This is a genomic window from Parabacteroides sp. 20_3 (assembly GCF_964238835.1).
Taxonomy (GTDB): domain Bacteria; phylum Bacteroidota; class Bacteroidia; order Bacteroidales; family Tannerellaceae; genus Parabacteroides; species Parabacteroides distasonis.
On sequence record NZ_CAXSNO010000001.1, the window covers coordinates 828,084 to 848,345 of the forward strand.

At 45.8% G+C, this 20,262-nt stretch carries 23 protein-coding genes; 8 read left to right on the plus strand and 15 right to left on the minus strand.

Annotated features, from left to right (window positions below; translation table 11 throughout):
* The first annotated feature begins 93 nt into the window (after positions 1–93).
* Positions 94–837: a lipopolysaccharide assembly protein LapB gene (locus tag ACESPU_RS03470; protein WP_005855602.1), complete on the plus strand. Its 744-nt coding sequence runs from the start codon at positions 94–96 to the stop codon at positions 835–837.
* Positions 838–928: 91 nt separating this feature from the next.
* Here the strand turns inward: ACESPU_RS03470 and rseP are convergent, their stop codons facing one another.
* From rseP to ACESPU_RS03510, 8 genes are all read right to left on the minus strand, one after another.
* Positions 929–2,257, minus strand: a complete 1,329-nt coding sequence (gene rseP, locus ACESPU_RS03475) for an RIP metalloprotease RseP (RefSeq protein WP_005865319.1) — start codon at positions 2,255–2,257, stop codon at positions 929–931.
* A 30-nt stretch (positions 2,258–2,287) separates the two neighbouring features.
* Positions 2,288–3,439, minus strand: a complete 1,152-nt coding sequence (locus tag ACESPU_RS03480; protein ID WP_158532482.1) for a 1-deoxy-D-xylulose-5-phosphate reductoisomerase — start codon at positions 3,437–3,439, stop codon at positions 2,288–2,290.
* 6 nt (positions 3,440–3,445) lie between these two features.
* Positions 3,446–4,309, minus strand: a complete 864-nt coding sequence (locus ACESPU_RS03485; protein ID WP_122378967.1) for a M23 family metallopeptidase — start codon at positions 4,307–4,309, stop codon at positions 3,446–3,448.
* A 10-nt stretch (positions 4,310–4,319) separates the two neighbouring features.
* Entirely contained in the window at positions 4,320–4,853 is a 534-nt protein-coding gene (gene rimM / locus ACESPU_RS03490) for a ribosome maturation factor RimM (protein WP_005865312.1), read from the minus strand.
* 12 nt (positions 4,854–4,865) lie between these two features.
* Positions 4,866–6,170 (minus strand): UDP-N-acetylglucosamine 1-carboxyvinyltransferase, encoded by a 1,305-nt coding sequence (murA, locus tag ACESPU_RS03495; protein ID WP_005855586.1) that lies wholly within the window; start codon positions 6,168–6,170, stop codon positions 4,866–4,868.
* Positions 6,167–6,772, minus strand: a complete 606-nt coding sequence (locus ACESPU_RS03500; RefSeq protein ID WP_005855584.1) for a DUF4290 domain-containing protein — start codon at positions 6,770–6,772, stop codon at positions 6,167–6,169. The genes murA and ACESPU_RS03500 overlap by 4 nt, the downstream gene beginning before the upstream one ends.
* Positions 6,773–6,838: 66 nt before the next feature.
* Positions 6,839–7,336, minus strand: coding sequence for a GNAT family N-acetyltransferase (locus ACESPU_RS03505; protein ID WP_005855581.1), 498 nt, complete (start codon positions 7,334–7,336; stop codon positions 6,839–6,841).
* A 93-nt stretch (positions 7,337–7,429) separates the two neighbouring features.
* Positions 7,430–9,244, minus strand: coding sequence for a glycoside hydrolase family 2 protein (locus ACESPU_RS03510; RefSeq protein ID WP_373133129.1), 1,815 nt, complete (start codon positions 9,242–9,244; stop codon positions 7,430–7,432).
* An 850-nt stretch (positions 9,245–10,094) separates the two neighbouring features.
* On the opposite strand from ACESPU_RS03510, the gene ACESPU_RS03515 reads away from it, so the two are divergent.
* The 3 genes from ACESPU_RS03515 to ACESPU_RS03525 are packed head-to-tail and all read left to right on the plus strand — an operon-like array spanning position 10,095 to position 13,878.
* Positions 10,095–11,204 carry a DNA cytosine methyltransferase gene (locus ACESPU_RS03515; RefSeq protein WP_303391609.1) on the plus strand — a complete coding sequence of 370 codons (1,110 nt, stop codon included), beginning with the start codon at positions 10,095–10,097 and terminating at the stop codon, positions 11,202–11,204.
* 4 nt (positions 11,205–11,208) lie between these two features.
* Positions 11,209–12,282: a restriction endonuclease, SacI family gene (locus ACESPU_RS03520; RefSeq protein WP_373133130.1), complete on the plus strand. Its 1,074-nt coding sequence runs from the start codon at positions 11,209–11,211 to the stop codon at positions 12,280–12,282.
* Between the two features lie 3 nt (positions 12,283–12,285).
* Positions 12,286–13,878, plus strand: a complete 1,593-nt coding sequence (locus ACESPU_RS03525) for a DUF4435 domain-containing protein (RefSeq protein ID WP_373133131.1) — start codon at positions 12,286–12,288, stop codon at positions 13,876–13,878.
* A 203-nt stretch (positions 13,879–14,081) separates the two neighbouring features.
* Here ACESPU_RS03525 and ACESPU_RS03530 read toward each other — a convergent pair whose 3' ends face one another.
* The 7 genes from ACESPU_RS03530 to ACESPU_RS03560 form a co-directional block, all read right to left on the minus strand.
* Positions 14,082–14,492, minus strand: a complete 411-nt coding sequence (locus ACESPU_RS03530) for a D-Ala-D-Ala carboxypeptidase family metallohydrolase (RefSeq protein ID WP_373133132.1) — start codon at positions 14,490–14,492, stop codon at positions 14,082–14,084.
* A 17-nt stretch (positions 14,493–14,509) separates the two neighbouring features.
* On the minus strand, positions 14,510–14,713 hold the full coding sequence (locus tag ACESPU_RS03535) for a hypothetical protein (RefSeq protein WP_373133133.1): 204 nt from the start codon (positions 14,711–14,713) through the stop codon (positions 14,510–14,512).
* Positions 14,714–14,726: 13 nt separating this feature from the next.
* On the minus strand, positions 14,727–14,936 hold the full coding sequence (locus ACESPU_RS03540) for a DUF4248 domain-containing protein (protein ID WP_036611558.1): 210 nt from the start codon (positions 14,934–14,936) through the stop codon (positions 14,727–14,729).
* 140 nt (positions 14,937–15,076) lie between these two features.
* Positions 15,077–15,535 (minus strand): HU family DNA-binding protein, encoded by a 459-nt coding sequence (locus ACESPU_RS03545; RefSeq protein WP_122370513.1) that lies wholly within the window; start codon positions 15,533–15,535, stop codon positions 15,077–15,079.
* 94 nt (positions 15,536–15,629) lie between these two features.
* The gene (locus ACESPU_RS03550) at positions 15,630–16,070 is read right to left on the minus strand and encodes a hypothetical protein (protein WP_057327182.1); all 441 of its coding nucleotides are present in this window, start codon (positions 16,068–16,070) and stop codon (positions 15,630–15,632) included.
* A 153-nt stretch (positions 16,071–16,223) separates the two neighbouring features.
* Complete coding sequence (locus ACESPU_RS03555) at positions 16,224–17,564, minus strand: M57 family metalloprotease (RefSeq protein WP_146374880.1); 1,341 nt, start codon at positions 17,562–17,564, stop codon at positions 16,224–16,226.
* 7 nt (positions 17,565–17,571) lie between these two features.
* The gene (locus ACESPU_RS03560) at positions 17,572–17,940 is read right to left on the minus strand and encodes a hypothetical protein (protein ID WP_227713605.1); all 369 of its coding nucleotides are present in this window, start codon (positions 17,938–17,940) and stop codon (positions 17,572–17,574) included.
* Between the two features lie 458 nt (positions 17,941–18,398).
* On the opposite strand from ACESPU_RS03560, the gene ACESPU_RS03565 reads away from it, so the two are divergent.
* The 4 genes from ACESPU_RS03565 to ACESPU_RS03580 are packed head-to-tail and all read left to right on the plus strand — an operon-like array spanning position 18,399 to position 20,254.
* A complete protein-coding gene (locus tag ACESPU_RS03565; RefSeq protein WP_373133134.1) occupies positions 18,399–19,148 on the plus strand; it encodes a hypothetical protein in 750 nt (249 codons plus the stop codon).
* A gap of 54 nt (positions 19,149–19,202) precedes the next feature.
* The gene (locus ACESPU_RS03570; protein WP_122369636.1) at positions 19,203–19,682 is read left to right on the plus strand and encodes a hypothetical protein; all 480 of its coding nucleotides are present in this window, start codon (positions 19,203–19,205) and stop codon (positions 19,680–19,682) included.
* Between the two features lie 4 nt (positions 19,683–19,686).
* Positions 19,687–19,962, plus strand: a complete 276-nt coding sequence (locus ACESPU_RS03575) for a hypothetical protein (RefSeq protein WP_057327319.1) — start codon at positions 19,687–19,689, stop codon at positions 19,960–19,962.
* On the plus strand, positions 19,937–20,254 hold the full coding sequence (locus tag ACESPU_RS03580) for a hypothetical protein (RefSeq protein ID WP_057327318.1): 318 nt from the start codon (positions 19,937–19,939) through the stop codon (positions 20,252–20,254). The genes ACESPU_RS03575 and ACESPU_RS03580 overlap by 26 nt, the downstream gene beginning before the upstream one ends.
* Positions 20,255–20,262 lie beyond the last annotated feature (8 nt).

Sequence of the window (20,262 nt, forward strand, 5' to 3'; positions counted from 1 at the left end):
TTTTATTGTTTTCTAAAAAACGTAAAATATCTTGGCTCCTTTTCCCGCACACCTTAACTTAGAGCACAAAATCAATTAAATTTAATAATTACCATGAAGAAAATTGTTTTATTAGTGGCTTTATGCCTATGTGTCGGAAACCTATTCGCACAAGACGCTGACAAATTAAGAGATGAAGGTGACGCTGCTTTGAAAGCAAAAGATTACGCTACCGTCGTAACAAAATACGGCGAATACTTGAAACAAAACAATTACCAAGACACCGCCCGTATCTTCAATTGCGGATACGCCGCTAATCAAGCGAAGAACTACGCCGAGGCCGCCAAATACTTCGACATGGCCGTTAAGATGAACTACAACGTAGACGACTCTTATGTAGGCGAGGCTATGGCTTACCGTAACTTAAACAAAACTGAAGAATTCCTGACTACGGTAAAAGAGGGATTAAAAGTGATTCCCGATGGAAACAAGAATAAGACCAATCTGGAAAAGTTGCTTTACGGTTACTGCATCAAACAAGGACAAGCCGCCCAAAAGAAGGGAGATCTGGCCGGTGCCGAGAAAATGTACAAAGAGGTCCTAGCCGTATCGAACAAGGATTACCAGAGCAACGCTTACTACAGCCTTGGCGCCATGCTGTATGGCAACGGAGCGAAGATATTACAGGCCGCTACCCCGATCGCTACTTCCGAGCCGGATAAATACAACGCCGAGAAAGCGAAAGCCGACAAAGACTTCAAGCAAGCGAAAGAATATTTGACAAAGGCTGTCGAACTCGACCCGAAAGACGAGAACTCCAAGAAGATCCTCGCTTCTATCAACGACATCCTGAAATAAGAAAGAGGACTTTATTCATACAAAAAAACCTCCCGGATCACATAGAAAAGTGATCCGGGAGGTTTTTTGTATCTAGTTGTAGAGACGTACGTTACTTGAAGAAGAAGCGGAAGATGTCATTTCCATTCGCATAGATCAATAAAGCGAACAGGATAAACATACCTGCCATTTGGGCATACTCTAGGAATTTATCGCTCGGTTTGCGACGGGCCACTACCTCATAGATCAAGAACATCACGTGTCCGCCATCCAAGGCCGGAATCGGCAAGATATTCATGAACGCCAAGATGATAGATAGAAAAGCCGTACGTTCCCAGAAAATCCGCCAATCCCAGACAGACGGGAACAATCCGCCGATCGTACCGAAACCGCCCAAACTGGAGGCACCTTCCTTCGTAAACACATATTTCATGTCGTTCACATATCCCTTCAAGGTATTAATACCTAATTTAATACCGGCGGGGAACGACTCGAAAAAGCCGTATTCGCGGGTCACGGTCTGATAGAGATCCGTAGGCAACATCACCGCTACGCCAATTTTCCCGGCCGAGTCCGTCCTCATGGTCAACGACTCCAACTGGCCGTTCCGGTAGAAATCTACTGTCACCTCTTCGCCCTTATTCTCTAACAATAACCCGGAGGCATCATAAAACGTCGGGGTAGCCACACCGTTAATAGCCACCACGCTATCCTTCGGCAGCATGCCAGCGAGAGCCGCCGGGGCATTCTTGTCGGGAAGCTCACGAACAACCATCGGGATACGCAAAGGATCGGCGAAGCCTTTTCCGTCACGCATGCAACGTTGCATCATATCCTCCGGTATGGAGATCACGGTCTCCCGCCCGTCACGGAGCACCGTCACGGTCTTCGCCTCCACCACCTTGCGGAAACTGTCGCTACCGAAACGCTCCAACTCCTCATTGTCCGCTCTCAGCAAGATATCACCGTCCTGAAAACCGACGTTCTGGAACGTCTCGCTATAATTCATACCCATCTTCATGTTCTTCAAAGGCAAGTACGTATCGCCCCACGTAAACAAGATCATGGAATAAATAAACAAAGCCAGCAAGAAGTTGAACACCACGCCCGCTACCATAATCATCAAACGCTGTCCGGCCGGCTTGGAGCGGAACTCGTAAGGCTTGGGCGGCTGGGCCATCGCCTCCTTGTCCATACTCTCGTCGATCATACCGGAGATCTTACAATATCCTCCCAACGGAAGCCAGCCTACGCCGTATTCCGTGTCACTGTTTTTCGGCTTGTACTTGAATAGCGAGAACCACGGATCGAAGAAGAGGTAGAACTTCTCTACCCGCACCTTGAAAATCCGGGCAAAGATAAAATGCCCGAACTCGTGGACAATCACCAGTATCGATAAGCTCAAGATAAGCTGTAACGCCTTAATCAAAAAAGTTTCCATCTACTATTGTTTGTTCTGTTTTAAATTATTTCAAAATAACTCGGCCGCCAACCGCCTAGCCTCGGTGTCGGTAGCCACGTAATCCTCATACGAGGGATTGACGATAAACGAGGCTTTCCGCATGGTCTGCTCAATCACGTCGCTCATTTGCAAGAAGCCGATACGATCTTGCAGGAAAGCGGCCACCACCACCTCATTGGCGGCATTCAAGATACAGGGCATATTCCCACCTTGGCGGGCCGCCTCGAAAGCGAAAGCCAAGTTGCGGAAACGTTCCATATCCGGCTCCTCGAACGTCAAGGTCGAATATTGGTTGAAATCCAGACGGGGCGCCATGCTCCTCATACGTGTCGGGAACGAGAAAGCGTAGGCGATCGGCAATTTCATGTCGGGAATTCCCAGCTGGGCGATCACGGCGCCATCCTCAAACTGCACCATCGAGTGGATCACCGACTGCGGGTGCACCACCACCTGTACCTGATCCGGCGTGACATCGAACAACCATTTCGCCTCGATCATCTCGAAGCCCTTGTTCATCATCGAGGCCGAGTCTATCGTGATCTTCGCCCCCATCGTCCAGTTCGGATGCCTCAAGGCCTGCGCCTTCGTCACGGTAGCCAGCTCCTCCAATGATTTGGTACGGAACGGACCTCCCGAGGCCGTCAGCAAGATCTTCTCGATCGGATTATCGTACGCACCTGTTAAACATTGAAAAATGGCCGAATGTTCCGAGTCCACCGGCAAGATAGGCACCTTATGCTCGGCGGCCAGCTTCATGATCAGCTCGCCGGCCACGACCAAAGTTTCCTTATTCGCCAAGGCGATCGCCTTTCCCGCCTTGATCGCCGAGATCGTCGGTCGCAAGCCGGAATAACCCACCATCGCCGTCAGCACCATATCGATCGGCTCCGACTGCACCATCTGGGCGATAGCGTCGGCACCCGCCCATACCTTGATCGGCAGGTCTTCCAAGGCCTCTTTCAGCTCGGGATATTTCCGCTCGTTGGCGATCACCACCACCTCCGGCATATATTTCCGGGCCTGATTGATCAATAAGTCCACTTGGTTATTCGCGGTCAAGGCATACACCTCGAAAAGATCGGAATGCTCGCTCACTACCTCCAAGGCTTGGGTCCCGATGGAACCGGTCGAGCCTAATATCGCTAACTGTCTTTTTTTCATGAATTATCAAAAAGCTATATATTCTTCCGGATTCACCGGATTGCCCTTATACCACAACTCGAAATGCAGGTGCGGCCCGGTAGACAACTCTCCCGTATTCCCGACCAGAGCGATCGCCTCACCGGCTACCACATGGTCTCCCACCTCTTTCAGCAACAATTCGTTGTGCTTATAAACCGAGATGAATCCGTTCTTATGTTGTATTTGAATTACGTTTCCGTGGTTCGGATCGAAACCGGTATAGATCACCGTACCATCCAACGTAGCCAAGACACTCTCCTTCGGGGCCGCGGCCAGATCCACGCCATAATGATGGACATCCGTCTCATAATGAGAGGTGACCACGCCATTCACGGGCTTATAGAAAAAGACCCCCTCGGTCGGTACCTTGCCCGGGTCGGTCAATACCGATAAATTATATTTCTCCTCTTCCTCGTAATCTTTCACGAAGCGAGTCTCTTCCTTGCTACGAGGAATCTCATAGTTAATATCGTTGCTAGCCAAAGAATCTATCTGACGGATCGAGTCCAAGGGCATCGTACCGGAAAGGATTCCGGCCACATTATTCAGATAAAGGGACTGGATCTCCATCATACGCTCCAACGAATCCGCCCGCAAGGCATTCTGCATAATCTCCTTGCGAACCTCCACGTCGAGATAGCCCGGCAAGTAGTTGCGAATCGGTGTCTTGATGATGATAAAGGCGGTAACGGCGATCAAGAAAAAGGCGAACACCGCCAAAGTGACAAACGCCGATAACTGCGAAAGCCGGAAAGACCACACCTCCTCCAACGTCCCCTCATTGATGAAGGAAAGTTTATATTTAAACCGGATCCGGTGCCAAAACGATTTCGTATTCTTCTTTTTCAACCCCTAATCTTCAATTATCAATTATCAATTCTATAAGTCCCTCCGGCAAAGACACCGTGAGGCTACGGGCCTCATGGTCGGCCTCGGTGATCAACTCCTCCACGGCGGGGATCAACAGCTCCTCGCCTTTATGATCGACACGCAGAAGGACGTTGATTGTCGTCTCATCCACGTCTGTTATCTCTCCTAAATAACCTTTCTGTACGTCCGTCACGGTATAACCGATAAAACTGTCCCATGTCATATCCCCCACGAGATCCTCCTCGTCCACGGCGTCCAAAGGATAGAACACCTCCTTGCCCACAAACATGCGGGCATCCTCCTCGGAATTCACGTCCTCCAGTTTCACCAAGACCACCGTATCGGTCTTATAGCGGAAATCCTCCACGAAGAACGGTACCAAGATACCATCCATCTCGCAAACAATGTACGGGTCCTCGGCATCTTCCAGCACATCGCTGTTCGTCACCAACGACAACTCCCCCTTGATACCATGGGGCTTGGCAAACTGCCCGATCTTGAAAACCTCTTCTTCTCTAATCATCGCCTAAAATCTTTAAATCCTCGTGATACGTGCCCCGATCTGGTTCAATCGCTTATCGATCCCTTGATATCCCCGGTCGATCTGGTCTATATTATGGATCGTGCTGGTACCTTCGGCGCTCATGGCGGCGATCAGCAAGGCGATACCCGCGCGAATATCCGGGGATACCATCGTAGAGCCCCGTAGCTTGAAGCGGTTACCCAGCCCGATCACCGTAGCCCGGTGCGGGTCGCAAAGGATGATCTGGGCTCCCATATCGATTAGCTTGTCCACAAAGAACAAACGGCTCTCAAACATTTTCTGGTGGATCAGCACGCTCCCCACAGATTGCGTAGCCACTACGAGAAATACGCTCAGCAAGTCCGGCGTAAGCCCCGGCCAAGGAGCGTCGGCGATGGTCATGATAGAACCATCGATAAACGTATCGATCTCGTAGGAATCATGCCGAGGGATATAAATATCATCGCCTCGCTGCTCCACGGTAATACCCAAGCGGCGAAAAGCGTCCGGGATGATCCCCAGCTTATCATATCCTGTATTCTTGATGGTGATCTCCGATCCGGTCATAGCGGCCATACCGATAAAGCTACCCACCTCGATCATATCGGGGAGGATGGTATGCTCCGTGCCGGAAAGCGACCGTACACCTTCTATCGTCAATAGGTTAGAACCGACACCTGAGATTCTCGCTCCCATGCGGTTCAGCATCGTGGAAAGTTGTTGCAGGTAAGGCTCGCAGGCGGCGTTATAGATCGTCGTCACCCCCTCGGCCAGCACGGCAGCCATCAAGATATTCGCCGTTCCGGTCACGGAAGCCTCGTCGAGCAGCATATAAGCGCCTTTCAACTGGCGTGCCTCTATCTCGTATACTTGCCGCCCGGCGTCGTAGCTAAAGCAAGCGCCCAGCTTCTGGATTCCCACGAAGTGCGTATCCAGCCGGCGTCGCCCGATCTTGTCGCCACCCGGTTTCGGGATCAGCGCCCTGCCGAAGCGGGCTACCAACGGGCCTACGATCATCACGGAACCCCGCAGGCTACCACTCTTGCGCAGGAACTCCTCAGTACTCAAATACTCCATGTCCACGTCGTCCGCCTGAAAGGTATAGGTATCGGCGGACGGATGCTCCACCTTGACCCTCATATCCCTAAGGAGCTGGATTAAGTTATTCACGTCCAAGATATCGGGCACATTGTGTATGGTCACCTTCTCCGGAGTTAGCAATGTCGCGCAGATCACCTCCAACGCCTCATTCTTGGCGCCTTGCGGAACGATCTCGCCGGACAAGCGATAACCACCTTCTATAACGAACGAGCTCATCTGCCTTTACGCGTAAAGTTCCTTTTGTTGCCGCCACTGTTATTACGGGCCAAGATATCACGGCTCTCGGCCAATTTGTGTTCCTCCTCGCTCAATACGATCTTGCCGCTAGACAGCTCGTCCAGATCCTTGAAGATCTTACGGTCGTCCACGCTTTCCTTGTTCCAAGTAAGGAACGATTTCTTCATCTGGTTTGCCAGCAGCCGCACGAGCTGGTCTTTCTCCATACCGGGTTGCAGCTCCGTGGCCTTGCGGATCATCAGCTCCAAGGTCTTTCCGTAATGGCGGTAGCGTATACGGTTATTGTTGTACGGGATACGAGGCGGACGGCTATACAGGTTCTCCTTCTTGATGATCTCGTACGGATAGTCTATATCGAGCTTAAAATCGGCCATGATCGCCAGATGATCCCAGAGGATATGCTTAAAGTCGTTTACGTCACGCAAATGCGGGAACATGTTTCCCATGATGTTGATAATCGTGTTGGCGCAACGCTTGCGCTCTTCCCGGTCTTGGATAGTCACGCAATAGTCCACCATATTTTGGATATTGCGTCCGTATTCGGGCAAAGTCAATCTTTTTCCTTCTGTATTGTATTTCATTCTTTACATTTTGTTTATCGCGAAGATAGGTATATTAATTGAGAATTGAAAATTGAGATTCGAAAGTTACCTCTCGTTAGGCTTAATTATCAATTCATAATCTACCACGTCCAGCCACCGCCCGAATTTCAGCCCTACTTTCTCAAAGTGGGATACTTTTCTGAACCCCAACTTCTCATGCAGCGAGCAGCTAGCCTCATTCCCCTCAGTGATGCAGGCGATCAGGGCGTGGTAGCCGCCTACCCGACATTCCTCGATCAGCCTTTCCATAAGCTGCCGGCCGATCCCCTTGCCCTTGTATCCCGGGGATAAATAAACGGTGGTCTCAAGCGTATATTTATAAGCTGCCTTTTCTTTCCACGCATGGGCATAGCAATATCCCACGACCTCATCATGATCTACGTATACCAGATAAGGATAACTCGCCGAGATCCCGGCTATGCGACCCTCCATCTCCTCCACCCGCAAAGGTTCCGTCTCGAACGTAGCCACGCTATTCACGACATATTCATTGTATATATCCACGATCGCCTTGGCGTCTCGCGAACTCACATTTCGAATCATATTCATTCCGTTAAAACAATCCGATCCGGGAAAGAATATCTCTCTGCCCGGACCGGATCTATCATCGAATAAAATTACTAATTTTTCGGCTTTCTACTCAGACAACGCCTTGATCACCTCTTGGTTCGCCTTGCGCACCTCGGCCTCATTGATCTTGATCACCTTGCGATCGTAGGTCATAAGGCCGTTCACCTCACCTTCTACGTCCGTGGTTTGCGTGTAGACAGCGGCGGAGAAGCCCTTCGGAACCATTTTCTTCAGCTCACGGGCGTACTTCACGTACTCGGCGGTCACCTCATCGCTATTCTTAAACTGTACATAGCCCCAGTTGCGTTTGTTCCACCACAAATGGTTCTCCACGGCCAAGCCGATACCACCATACTCGCCCAATACGTTCACACGCACCGGATCGAACAGGTACATCGCCGGGCCCGGGTAATTATGCAAATCCAAGATATCGCCGCACGCACGGAAATTACCGCCACTGGCCGGATTCACCAGACGGGAAGGATCGTATGTTTTTGTCCACTCGGCAGCCTTCTCGGTATCGAACTGGCCCCAAGCCTCGTTGAAGGGCACCCATACTACTACGCTAGGATTCGAGACGCACAGGTCCATGATCTCCTTCCACTCCTTGTAATAATTACGGATAGACTCCTCGGTACGCTCCTTGTCGGTTCCACCGTTATACGTATGAGGCGCCCATTGGTTACCCATGTCGCCGCTAGGCATATCCTGCCAAACCAACATACCTTCCTTATCGCAATGATAATACCAGCGGGCCGGCTCTACCTTCACGTGCTTGCGGATCATGTTGAAGCCCCACGCTTTCGTCTTCACGATATCATACAGCAACGCCTCGTCCGTGGGAGCCGTGTAAAGCCCGTCGGGCCACCAGCCTTGATCCAGCGGGCCGTATTGGAACAGGTTCTTGTTGTTCAAGCGCATACGCATGATGCCGTTGGCGTCACGCTCGGCGGATATCTTACGGAAGGCGGTGTACGATTTCACCTCGTCCACCTTCTTGCCATTCTTCGACAAGCTCACCTTCATATCATATAAATAAGGATTGGAAGGTTCCCACAACGTAGGATTTTGCACGGCCAAGCGTAATTCTGTCCCTTGTACGCCCTTGGCGGTAGCAACCACCTGCCCCTTATCGAGCAAGCTGACCTCCACGATGTCCGACACCGGGGAGTCGGAACAAGCCCCGACCGTCACGCTCATCACGCCATTATCGATATTCGGGATCGCCTTGATAGAGGTGATATGCGAGGAAGCGACCGGCTCCAGCCATACGGTCTGCCAGATTCCGGTGACCGGCGTATACCAGATTCCCTCCGGGTTGGCCACTTGCTTTCCACGGGGTTGGTAGCCTTTATCGCTCGGGTCCCATACACGCACCACCAGCTTATGCGTACTTTTGCCATTCAGATAGGGAGTGATATTCAAGGAAAACGGGGTAAAGCCTCCCGTGTGGGAACCGATCAAGATATCATTCACGAATACGTCCGCTTTCCAATCCACGGCGCCGAAGTTCAACAAGATATCTTTTCCTTTCCATGAGGAGGGCACCGTAAAGGTTCGTTTATACCACAACTCATTCTTCTCCCCCACTTCTTTTTGCACGCCGGACAAGGAGGATTCCACGGCGAACGGCACCAAGATATTCCCATTGAAACTCGTCGGCTCTGCCTGTCCTTTCGGAAGGATAGCGTATTCCCACTCGCCGTTCAAATTCTGCCAATCCGCACGTTCCATCCCGGGGCGTGGATATTCTGGCAATACATTCCGGGGATCTACTTTCTCAGCCCAGTCCGTCTTGATCTTGTCTCCGGCGGGCTTCCACTGCGCCCCGGCGCTACAAATCGTTGCGAACGCACAAAAGGCTAACAATAATTTTCTCATGATATTATTTACATTTTGAATTGATAATACACTTTCGGAAAACAAAGATACAACAAAGAAACGAAAGTGAGTGCAAAACGAAAAAAAATGTTGTCTGTTAGCGATTTAACAGTGTTTGCTAAGTTCTTGCGGTGTTATCAAAAGCCACCGAAAAGCCCAAAAATGACAGAGTTTCGTTACTATTCCATTACTTTGAGTTTGGATTTTTCAAGGTTTAAATAATCATACTAGAATACTGAAAATAAACATTTTACAAGCAACAAAAAAAACACAAATATAGCGAAGTTTCTCGTATCTTCGTTTTGGTTTTGCCTCAGTTGATTCTTTTATGCCAATACGCTATGTTTTGCTTACCGTCATTCGGCTCTGCCACAAATAATTTTGTAATTAAAAAGTAGATTTATGAGCAGAAGTACTTTCAGAATATTATTCTATCTCAAATGCAATGCCTCAAAGAAACAGACCGATTATTCAATCAATAAGCCGATAAATCAACATATCGATTGATTGATTAACAAACTTATATACATTAATGTTGGCTAATTGGTTGAGCATTAAACAAACTAAACTTAGCATTTGTGCATAATATGCTTTTGCACACAGCAAGATGCCTTTTGAGCTGTTCAAAACTTTCTCGGCTACTCAAAAGGCTTGTGTCTTTCTGAACACTGCAAGGTATGTTTTGTATACTCAAAACCTTTTAGGTTACTCCCGAAACCCTTGCCGCATTCTGCGAACATCTCCCTCCGAAGTCGGGAGATTTAGGCTAAAGCAAAATAAACTCGAGATAATTGTCCTCAATTAATAAAAAAACGAGTAATTTTGTAACAAACTTAGCATGTTACGATGTATGAGAACTATAAAAAAAACGTTGATACAAAATTCAATTAATACATTATCCCTTTTTTCTGGAGCAGGAGGGCTTGACATTGGTGCCATACAAGCAGGTGCCAAAATCATATGGGCTAATGATATGATGAAAGATGCGTGTGATTCCTACTCTACAAATATCGGAGAACATATTTATCAAGGGGATATTAACTCCTATATATCATCACTTGGTCAATATAAAGGTAACATAGATTTAGTTATAGGCGGTCCTCCTTGTCAAGGCTTTTCTATCGCAGGAAAAATGGATGAAGACGATGAACGGAGTAAGCTTATTTGGAGTTATGTTAAAGTTTTAGAGACAGTTATGCCTAAAGCATTTATAATGGAGAATGTAAAAGCTTTAGGAACATTGGAAAGATGGTCTTCTATTAGATGTAAATTGCTAAATAAAATACAAGCTTTGGGATACTCAGTAAACTTCTGTATTCTCAATGCATCAGATTATGACGTGCCCCAAGCAAGAGAACGTATATTTGTTATAGGCTTTAAGGGGAACAATTTTGCAAACCCCAATTTAGAAGTAATGCTTCAACCTTATAAAAGAAAAGCAAAAACAGTTCGCGAATCATTGAAAGTATTAGATAAGGCAGGAACTGGCAATAATATAAGCACTTGTAATGCAAAAATAACATTGACCAACAATCCTGTTTTGCGTAAATCCGCTTATGCAGGAATGTTATTCAATGGCCTTGGGCGTCCTTTAAAATTAGATGGGTATAGTGCAACTTTGCCTGCTTCAATGGGTGGTAATAAAACTCCAATTATAGATGAGCAAGCTTTGTATTGTAATTCACGACCATGGGTGGAAGCATACCACGAACGCTTACAAAATGATATAACTATTGCTCAAAAGGAGGTTGTCCCTAATTTCTTAAGGAGATTGACTATAGATGAAGCTCGTATTATTCAAACATTTCCATTAGAATATAGATTTTTAGGTAGTCAATCTTCCCAATATACTCAAATAGGTAATGCTGTTCCTTGTAATTTAGCAAAAGCTGTATGTTCTATGGTTATTGATGTATTAAAAGGACACTCACCAATTATATATTCAGGACTATTCAATTAAAAATATGGCATCAATTGATTTTAAAACAGCATCTTTGATTCTTGATAGAGCTTTTGTTGAAGCAAAATTGTCAAATGATAAAACCGGTCGGAAAATTAGTGAGATATTAAGAGGAACTCATAAGACATATCGTTACATATTGGTCACAGCTTTATTAGCAAAGGCTACCAACGATGAAATAAATATTTTGAGTTTACAAAAGGGAGATGGAGACGATGGGAAATATGATGCTCGTTCTCTGTGTCATAAAGTTTTAGTCCCTTTTGAAACATTAAAACTTCCAGGGTGTCTTGGTAGTTCTAATGAGCCGTTTCTTAATAAACCTGCTCGTTTTGTGTCTCTTTCATTAACAAATGCGGTCAGAAGAGGAAAAGATTTGCAAACCTTGTCTGATGTAATTGATGTCCTATCTAATATTTCGAATAGTTCCGACGCATATAGATACCTAAAATCTGCATTATCTACAATGAGAGAAGTGAGTAAGGAATATGTATCGAAATTTTCCGTTGGAGATGCTTTGATTGATATTAGTGAATTCTCACAATTGGTTTTAGATTATATTTACACTATTACAGAACACTCATTAGAAGGAGAAGTTTGCCCTTTAATAGTTGCTCAATTAGAGCAGATGTATTTGGGTAAAGATTTTAAAGTAGAACCCCATAAGGTTAATCAAAGTGGAGCATCATCAAAAGAGATTGGTGATATTGATGTATATGATAAGAACAAAAAATTAGTTTATTCGATAGAGGTAAAAGATAAAGACTTCTCAAAACAGGATGTTGCTCATGCTATTACTAAATTCAAGCAAGCAGACCTTAATACCAGTTTATTCGTATATGGAAAGAATGTTTCTTTTGATAAAAATGAAGTGTTTCAATTATTAAAAGAAATAGGACGGGAAGGACATTATTGTTGTTTAATATCAATACTTCATTATGCCAAATTAAGGATTTGTGATTTAAAGACATTAACTATTCGTGATTTTGTAGATGGATTATTGAAATTTGCCAAAGTCATCAATGCGAAAGACGACACCATTAGTATTGTAAAGGATATAGCCAGCAAAATATTTTAATTTATGCAAAGTATAGTAATTCCTATAGATAAAGCACAAACCACTATTAATAGTGAACAAAATTTTGTTATAGTTGGTGCTAATGGAAGTGGAAAAAGTCATCTTGGAGCGTGGATAGAAAAACAAAACATAAATGGATGCGTTTTAAGAATCTCTGCTCAAAGGGCATTGTCTATTCCTGAAAATATAACTATTACGAGTGAGGAAAGCGCTTGGAACAAAATTTACTATGGCAATGCAGAAGATCAGAATAAAGGATATAAATGGAGTTGGGGAAAAGAGTATACTACTAAATTAGTAAACGATTATGGCAGTGTTCTTTCTGGTATATTTGCGAGACAAAATAAGGAAAATGCGGCTTATGTAAAAGATTGTAGAGAAAGAGAAAAACAAGACATGGAAAAAGCTGATGTCCCATTCATGGTTACAGATAAAATCATACAAATATGGGACTCTGTTTTTCCTCATAGAACAATCTCGTTGGAAGATGCTAAGATAAAAGCCATTTATAATACTGATACAGAATATCATGCAAAAGACATGTCTGATGGAGAACGCGTTGCTATATACTTAATAGGGCAATGCTTAATTGCTCCTCAAAACACTGTCATTGTTGTTGATGAGCCTGAAATTCATTTACACAAATCTATAATGTTTAAATTATGGGATAAAATTGAGGAGTTTTGTACTGACAAGATCCTTGTATACATCACACATGATTTAGATTTTGCAGCATCAAGAAAAGAGGCAACAAAAATATGGGTAAAATCATATAATGGAAAAGATAAATGGGAATTAAGTGTGCTACCGCCTGAAGATGAAATTCCTGATAGTTTAATGTTTGAGGTTTTGGGAAATAGGAAACCTATTTTATTTGTTGAAGGAGAAAGAGGGAGTTATGACAATCAACTGTATCCATATATTTATGAGAATTATAGTGTAATACCTTGCCATGAATGCTCCAAGGTTATAGAAATGACAAAAGCCTTTAATAACGAACATATACGTGGACTACATAATTATGAAATTAAAGGATTAATTGACCATGATTATTTAACAGAAGAAGAAGTCATCAGCTATAAAACTGCGAACATTTATACTTTGTCAGTAGCTGAAGTTGAGAATTTATATTTATCAGAAACCCTAATTAAGATTGTCGCAGATAATCAGGTCTTAAATCCATTAGAGATATTTAATCAAGTTAAGGAATTCCTTTTTAATGAATTTAGGAAAGAATATGATCTACAATTAACGTCAATGTGTGCAAAAGAAATTAGGCATAAATTGCAATGTTATACGAAACCCAAAGAAAACTCTTTAGATGCATTAAAATCTCAACTTGACATAGTAAAATCTTCTATAAATATTGAAGAAATATACCAAAATAGAAAAAATGAAATAGACCAAATTTTAGATAATGAAGATTATGATGGTTTGTTGAAAATATATAATCGTAAAAGCTTACATGAACGAATCTCTTCAATATTGAAATTATCTTCCAAGGAATATCCTAACCTTATACTAAGATTGCTAAAAACGGATAAAAAAGATGAAATTATAAAAGCGTTTAAGCAACACACTCCTAATATAGATTAAAAAAAGTAGCCAAACTCTTTGCTCAATCAAGGAATTTGGCTACTTTTGTATCAAAGTTGTTTGACAAAGCATAATGCAGAAGATTGGTGCAATCTTAAAGTCGCCAAATCACTACCAACAACTTTCTATCGTAGCATTCGCCATTTGTGCATCAATCAGATACAGAATAATTTACTATCCGTGACAAAGATAAAAAGAAAAATTCAAACGACAACCTGCCCCCGGTTCCCCTTCTCCTTATAAGACAAGTGCAAGAATTTCTTTTTCCTGTACACGATCGCTTGGTCGAACGGCAATCCGCTATCTATCAATACTTCCAGCAATCGCTCCGGGCCGCAGGCGGCGTAGCAATCGGCGGCCTCGCCCCTTGTGTGCTGGGAGTTGACGACACCGCCTACCAAGCGATTCACCTCCGGGCAACGATAGCCGCTGGTAATGGCGATAGGCTCGCCGAGGCGGTCTCGCAAAGGCTGGAGTAATTGCGTGATAAACAGGTGGATAGCGACGAGCCGTAGCTCGCTAGGCATGTTGTCGATACCGTTCTCTATAGCCGTACGGCTGTAAATAAATTCATCTACTGTAAAATTTCCCGAAATCCGACTATTTTTATCCATGTTGATAAACAGGTGTTTTATTCGTGATACTCTTGTTTTTTATCCCCATATCTATATTTGTAGTCCACCCCGAGCAACGCCCCGGCGAACGTGGAGACCTCGCCGAAAGCGACCAATACGGAGGAATGGATCTCGCCCCGTGGAGGCATCCAGAGGCCCATGAAAAGCAATGTTATTCCCGCCAGACATAAGAGCGTGGCGATGACTAGTTGTAATCTCATGCCGATTTATTTTTCAAGGTTCCCCTAGATACTCGAATACTAACTGTACCTGCTTGGGAGTAAACACACGCTGGCCGTTCACATAACCCGTGTCCGACAATGCTTTCATCAGCGCCTTATTATACATAAACCATCTCTTTATCTGAGTGTTCGCCGACCGGGGCGTACTGTTAGGGAAGTACATCCCGGCGATTTCCTTTAAATGCAATGCTTGTATCTTCATAATACAAATTTACACTTTATTTCTTAATTTAACAATTATATCAAACAAAAAAACAAGAATCGAGAATCGAAAACCAGAATCGAGAATCGAAAACCAGAACACCCCCAATTTTCAATTCTCAATTCTCAATTTTCAATTCCCTAGATCTCGTCCGGACTCTCGCTATCCGAGCCGCCGCCGTTCTCCCCGGTAGCGACATTCGTGATATCCTTTACGTGGGCGAAACTGACGTTCGCCTTCGAGCCTTGAAGGGCCTTGCCGGGATAAAACAGGATGCGAGCCCCCGTGATATTGCCCGTGGCGTTGAACTTCGCCGCAGGATCAGCGGCCTTGGATGAGAACGACATACGGAAGTTGCCCAACTCGCCCATGCGGACGATACGGCCACCACGAAGCTCTAAATCGAGCACGTAGTTCAGCGAGTCCAGCACGCCCTTCACATCGGCGCTTGAGAGGGCCGATCGCTCGGAGATCGCCTTGCAAATGTCCTCCAACTCCGTGTAACCCGTGTAGACCGGGGTAGCGAACGCCTTGTCTGTCTTAGCCCCACCTTTCAAATCAGATACCTTTCTCGTGATGATCTTGTAATTTAATGCCATAAGATTTTAGACTTTAAGATTTATAAATTCGTTGATGATTGATTAACGTCAGCAAAGGTAACACCATCGGAAACCCACACCGTTGGCTTACGTGTCACTTCCTGCCCCAACGGACGCATATAAGCGCCAATAGGGCGAGAAGCGGCAGGAAGACAAGCCGTGAGGCGAGCGATTTGCGCTCGGTATGTCGCTCCGAGACCGTCCGTGTGTCTTGCCGCTCCGAAAGTAGCCGCTCATACTCCCAGACCACTTGCTGAAGGCTGTCGCAGGTAGCGTCGATATACAAGGTGTCACGCAAGATGCGTGCGGACAAGGCGGCACGCCCATCACGCTCCGTATAAGCCGCCCCCTCGGGCAACGGCCTCAACCCCGACAACGGGATGCGCAACGTGGCCCCGCCGCCCGGCACGTTGATGGCGCTCGCCTTGAGGCGCTCCGAGCTGAGGCGCAAGTTCTCCTCGCCGTGACGGCTTAACGTGTGACGGCTGCCGTGGCAAGCCGTGAAAAGCAATAAGATAAAAACAAGATTTCTCATACGTCTTTTTAGGCCCTAAAATAGACGCAGACCATCCCTTCCGGTTGACTTACCGGAAGGGATGGACATATTTCCCAAGGATTGGGGTTAATAGTGTACGTAGATAAGACGGATAACGCAATTTCTCACGGTTCGCAGCTTCGTGCCATTTCCTTATATTGATACCTTATGACTTTCAAACGAACCATCATCTGTTTGGATTTTCAGTATATAAATTCCAGAACTTAACCCATTTGTATCTATTGTGGTCTCATTTGGAGACAATCTTCCATTACGAGAGGATATTCCTGTCGTTGAATTTAACAACTCATACGTGAAGACAGAATTGGCCTTGTTTCTGGTCTCATTTTGTGCGACTGTAATTGTTTTTCCGGATTTGTTGACTGAAACAGAATAATTATAGCCCACTGAAACAACTAAATAAGCCGTGCCACCGGTACCACAGGGAGTCGACATATAGCATCGAAGAGTATAATTTCCCGCATTATTGAACGTAACTGAAAGCTCGCCATTTGTTACGGAACTATAGACTCCTGTCGTAGGTAATACTTCCCATTTAAGAGTGGAAAAATTAGCATCAAACCAATCTCCCGATGATGTGTATTTTTTTGTACTTCCCACACGTGCGGTAGTTGGCCCCGTTATATTTATCCTGTTAGATTTACCTACTTGAACTAATCTAGATTTGGAAAAAGTTCCGACTCGTGCCGTTATAGAGCTGTTAGGAGCGGTTCCGGATTTATTTGCGGACGTAATTCTCAAGGTGTTACCTGTTGTTGAAACAACAGACCCTCTATTATCCGCCGTCCAAGTAACGTTTATGTAATCCGGACATTTATTTAAGGTATAAGTAGCTATATCGCCCTCACAAAATCCGGAAGGACCGGATACAGAGATGGGACAACCATATAGAGTCCAGATACCTTGGAGATCATCAATAGCGATACGGCAACCCTCCCAATAAGTAGGGAACATCAGCGTATTAGGCAAATCCGAGTGATCTAGCCCTAGGGCATGACCGATCTCATGCGTAGCCACACCTTCTAAAAACTCCTCAGTCCAAGCTTCACTATCATCAAAATGAATTTGTCCGACAAAACGGCCTCCAGCAGGGGCTGGATAGAACGAATGTGCCAATACTCCATGAGGACCATCAAAAGCATTATCATCCCCATCGCCGTGATTGCCTGTTACCCAGCTTAATTTAAAGTCTGCCTCTGATTGATTGTAAACTTGGGTAAATGACATGTTTGTACAACTTTGCCACGCATTAAAAGCAGCCCTAATCGCAGTATTCTGCACAGATGATGAAACTTTAGAGGACGTATTACAAATGCAATATGTCAACGCCGTCTTATTCCACTTAGATCCCTCTATGCTAAAACGGGCATTCTTTAGAGCTGGATCTATCAGAGCTCCATTATCTATTAATATTTGAGAATACGCATTCACTGATAAAAATGCGAATATTAAGAGAAAAAGATGTTTTTTCATAACCAAACTAATTAATTATTGATATTACGCTTAAATGTAAACAAAAAACCGTAGTACCCGCAGGCAAGGTGGTGGCTACCTCTAGAGGATGTATTTTCCCGCTAAATTTCACGGAAGCCCCCTCTCGCTCACAATCAGCGCTCGGGTTTTTAATGTAAAAAATTCTCTCGACATCAATCGTGTTCGATTCATGTGAATGAATTGTCCAGATTTTTTCCTCATTATTATAGGAAATAGTCCCTTCCATATCACTTAATGTGACAAGATATTGATTGTCATCTTGAAAATCACAAATCTGTGATTTGTCATCACAAGACATCAAAACGGCCATAACAAATAATGCCAAATAATAAAGGATATTTTCCACTCGTTTCATGACAATAGATATTTTTGCCTAAGATAGCAAAAAAACTCAAATAAAAGAACTTTTATCAAAAAAACACTTCATAGACTTTGAATCACGATAACTCGTTAAACATTCCAATTAGTACTTATGGCATCACAAGACATCATTAGCCAGATCTATTAAGTCCATAATCACATCCGGATCGGATCTTATTTTCATTCGGATCGGTTCCGCCGTCCATTCGGACAGAAATTCAATTCCTTTCGAATAAAATTATTAGATATACATTTGTAATTAATAAATATTAATTAATACTACTTCCTCCTATCGTATAAAGATGAACCAAAAAGACTCATTTATAAATTATTGATAAATATTTGATTTTATCGATATTTAATTTGCTTCATATTAAAGTTTGATTTATATTTGCCGCAAATAAAGTTGTTAACCAACAAATTTACGTAATATTAATTTTATAAATTAAAGTAATGAAGAGTAACGAAACAAAACAAAAAACTATGTTGATCCAAACCCCGTCTATGGAAAAATGCGCAATCGCATTGAACCAAAACGCAGAGAATAGCGTACGTTTTATCCGATTCGGGCAAGAGCTGATCCGTCGTGCCGAGCATGAGGGCATGGACGAGGGGATGGCCGACGAGATCCGCAGTTACAACTCCCAATGCGCCAGCCAGATCAAGGCGATGCACGAGATGCGCCGCCCTTTCACCGAGATCTTGGCCGACCTGCAAAAACGGTTCGTGAGTTTAGAGAACGCCATTGATCCACGCAAGCCCGGGACACCGGCGCATACCTGCGGGCAATACCTCGACTCCTTCCTGCGTAAGCAAATGGACGAGGCGTTCAAGCAGCGGGAGCGTCTGGAGAAGAACCTCCGGCAGACGCAGCGCCGTATCGAAGGCCGCCAAGACCTCTCGGAGGAGGAGAAACGCACGGCGCTGGAGCGTGCGGACAAGCGCCGGTTGCTCGGCGAGCGTGACTTGAGCCTGCGGGCCATCGACTCCGAGCTGATACCGGAACCCCTATCTCCCGAGGGCTACATGGTCCTTCTGGCCTTCTGGTGGGAGAACCGTGGCAAGGGGATGCCGGACGACGAGTTGCGCAAGACTTTCCACCCGATACTCATGTACGCCAAGGCGCAAGCCCGCAAGGGCATACTCGTGGACAGCCCGCACGTGAGCTACCTAGCCGAACCCAAACGCAAGAAAACGGCTTGACAAATCCAAGGCCAATCAATTTCCTATTATCAATTTTCAATTATCAATTACCGAATGTCTAATATCAAACAAATCAAGCAAGTATCCATCAAGGATAACAAATTGAAAGCGACGATCGAGGTGTACGATGAGCGTACCGCCGACAGCTACCAGACCTCTTACCAGAACGAGTGCCCTATCCATGAGGAATTTACGTTGGCCATGGCGAACCTGAACTTCCACGTGGAGAAGATCTGCGGCACCTGCTTCCCCGGCCTCCGGGCCGAGGGCTTCTACCGCCAGCCGTCCGGCGACTCGGAGTTGCTCACCATCTACGCCGTCAACCGTGCCGACGATAACACCTGCCCCGTCAACCTCGCCGCCCGGCTCCACCTCGGGCGGGACGAGTACGCATGGATAGACCGCCTGCTGGAAGACCTCTCGCTATGCGAGCGTGAGGCACTGCTATACATCACGCAAGGCAAGCGCCTCGGCATGGAGCGTTTCGTCGAGATCGGGAACACGAGTGACGAACCTCTTAACACAGCCGCCTAAGACCATGACACACGCATCCACGCTTATCACGCCGACGGCCAAGGGCTGTCTGCTGGGCGACCAAGCCGCCGCCTGTTTCTTCCACCTCGCCTCGGGCGAGAGCCGCTCACGCAACTACCGCTTCGCACGGGGAAACGAGTACGGGTATTACTACGAGCCACGCATCCGCAAATGGATCACCTTCGACAACCGGATGGGAACCTTCTACGTGGAGATCTGCGACACGGACCGAGAGGCCGAACAACTCCTGACTGATGGGAACGGACTACTCGCCGCTTAGCGAGGCCGTCTTACGCTACACGGGGCTGCGGGTGGAACGGGAGTTCCCCTTCCACCCCACCCGTGAGTGGCGTTTCGACTTCGCCATTCCTCAAGCCCACGTAGCCATAGAGGTGGAGGGCGGCTTATGGAACGGCGGTCGCCACTTCCGCCCCGAGGGCTGGAAGCGTGACACGGAAAAATACAACGAGGCCGCCGCTTGCGGATGGCTCGTGATACGCACCACGCCCGCCGAGCTGCTCAACGTACGCACGCTGCAATGGATCGTGAGGGCGATCAAGACTCGCGATTAACTTTCAAT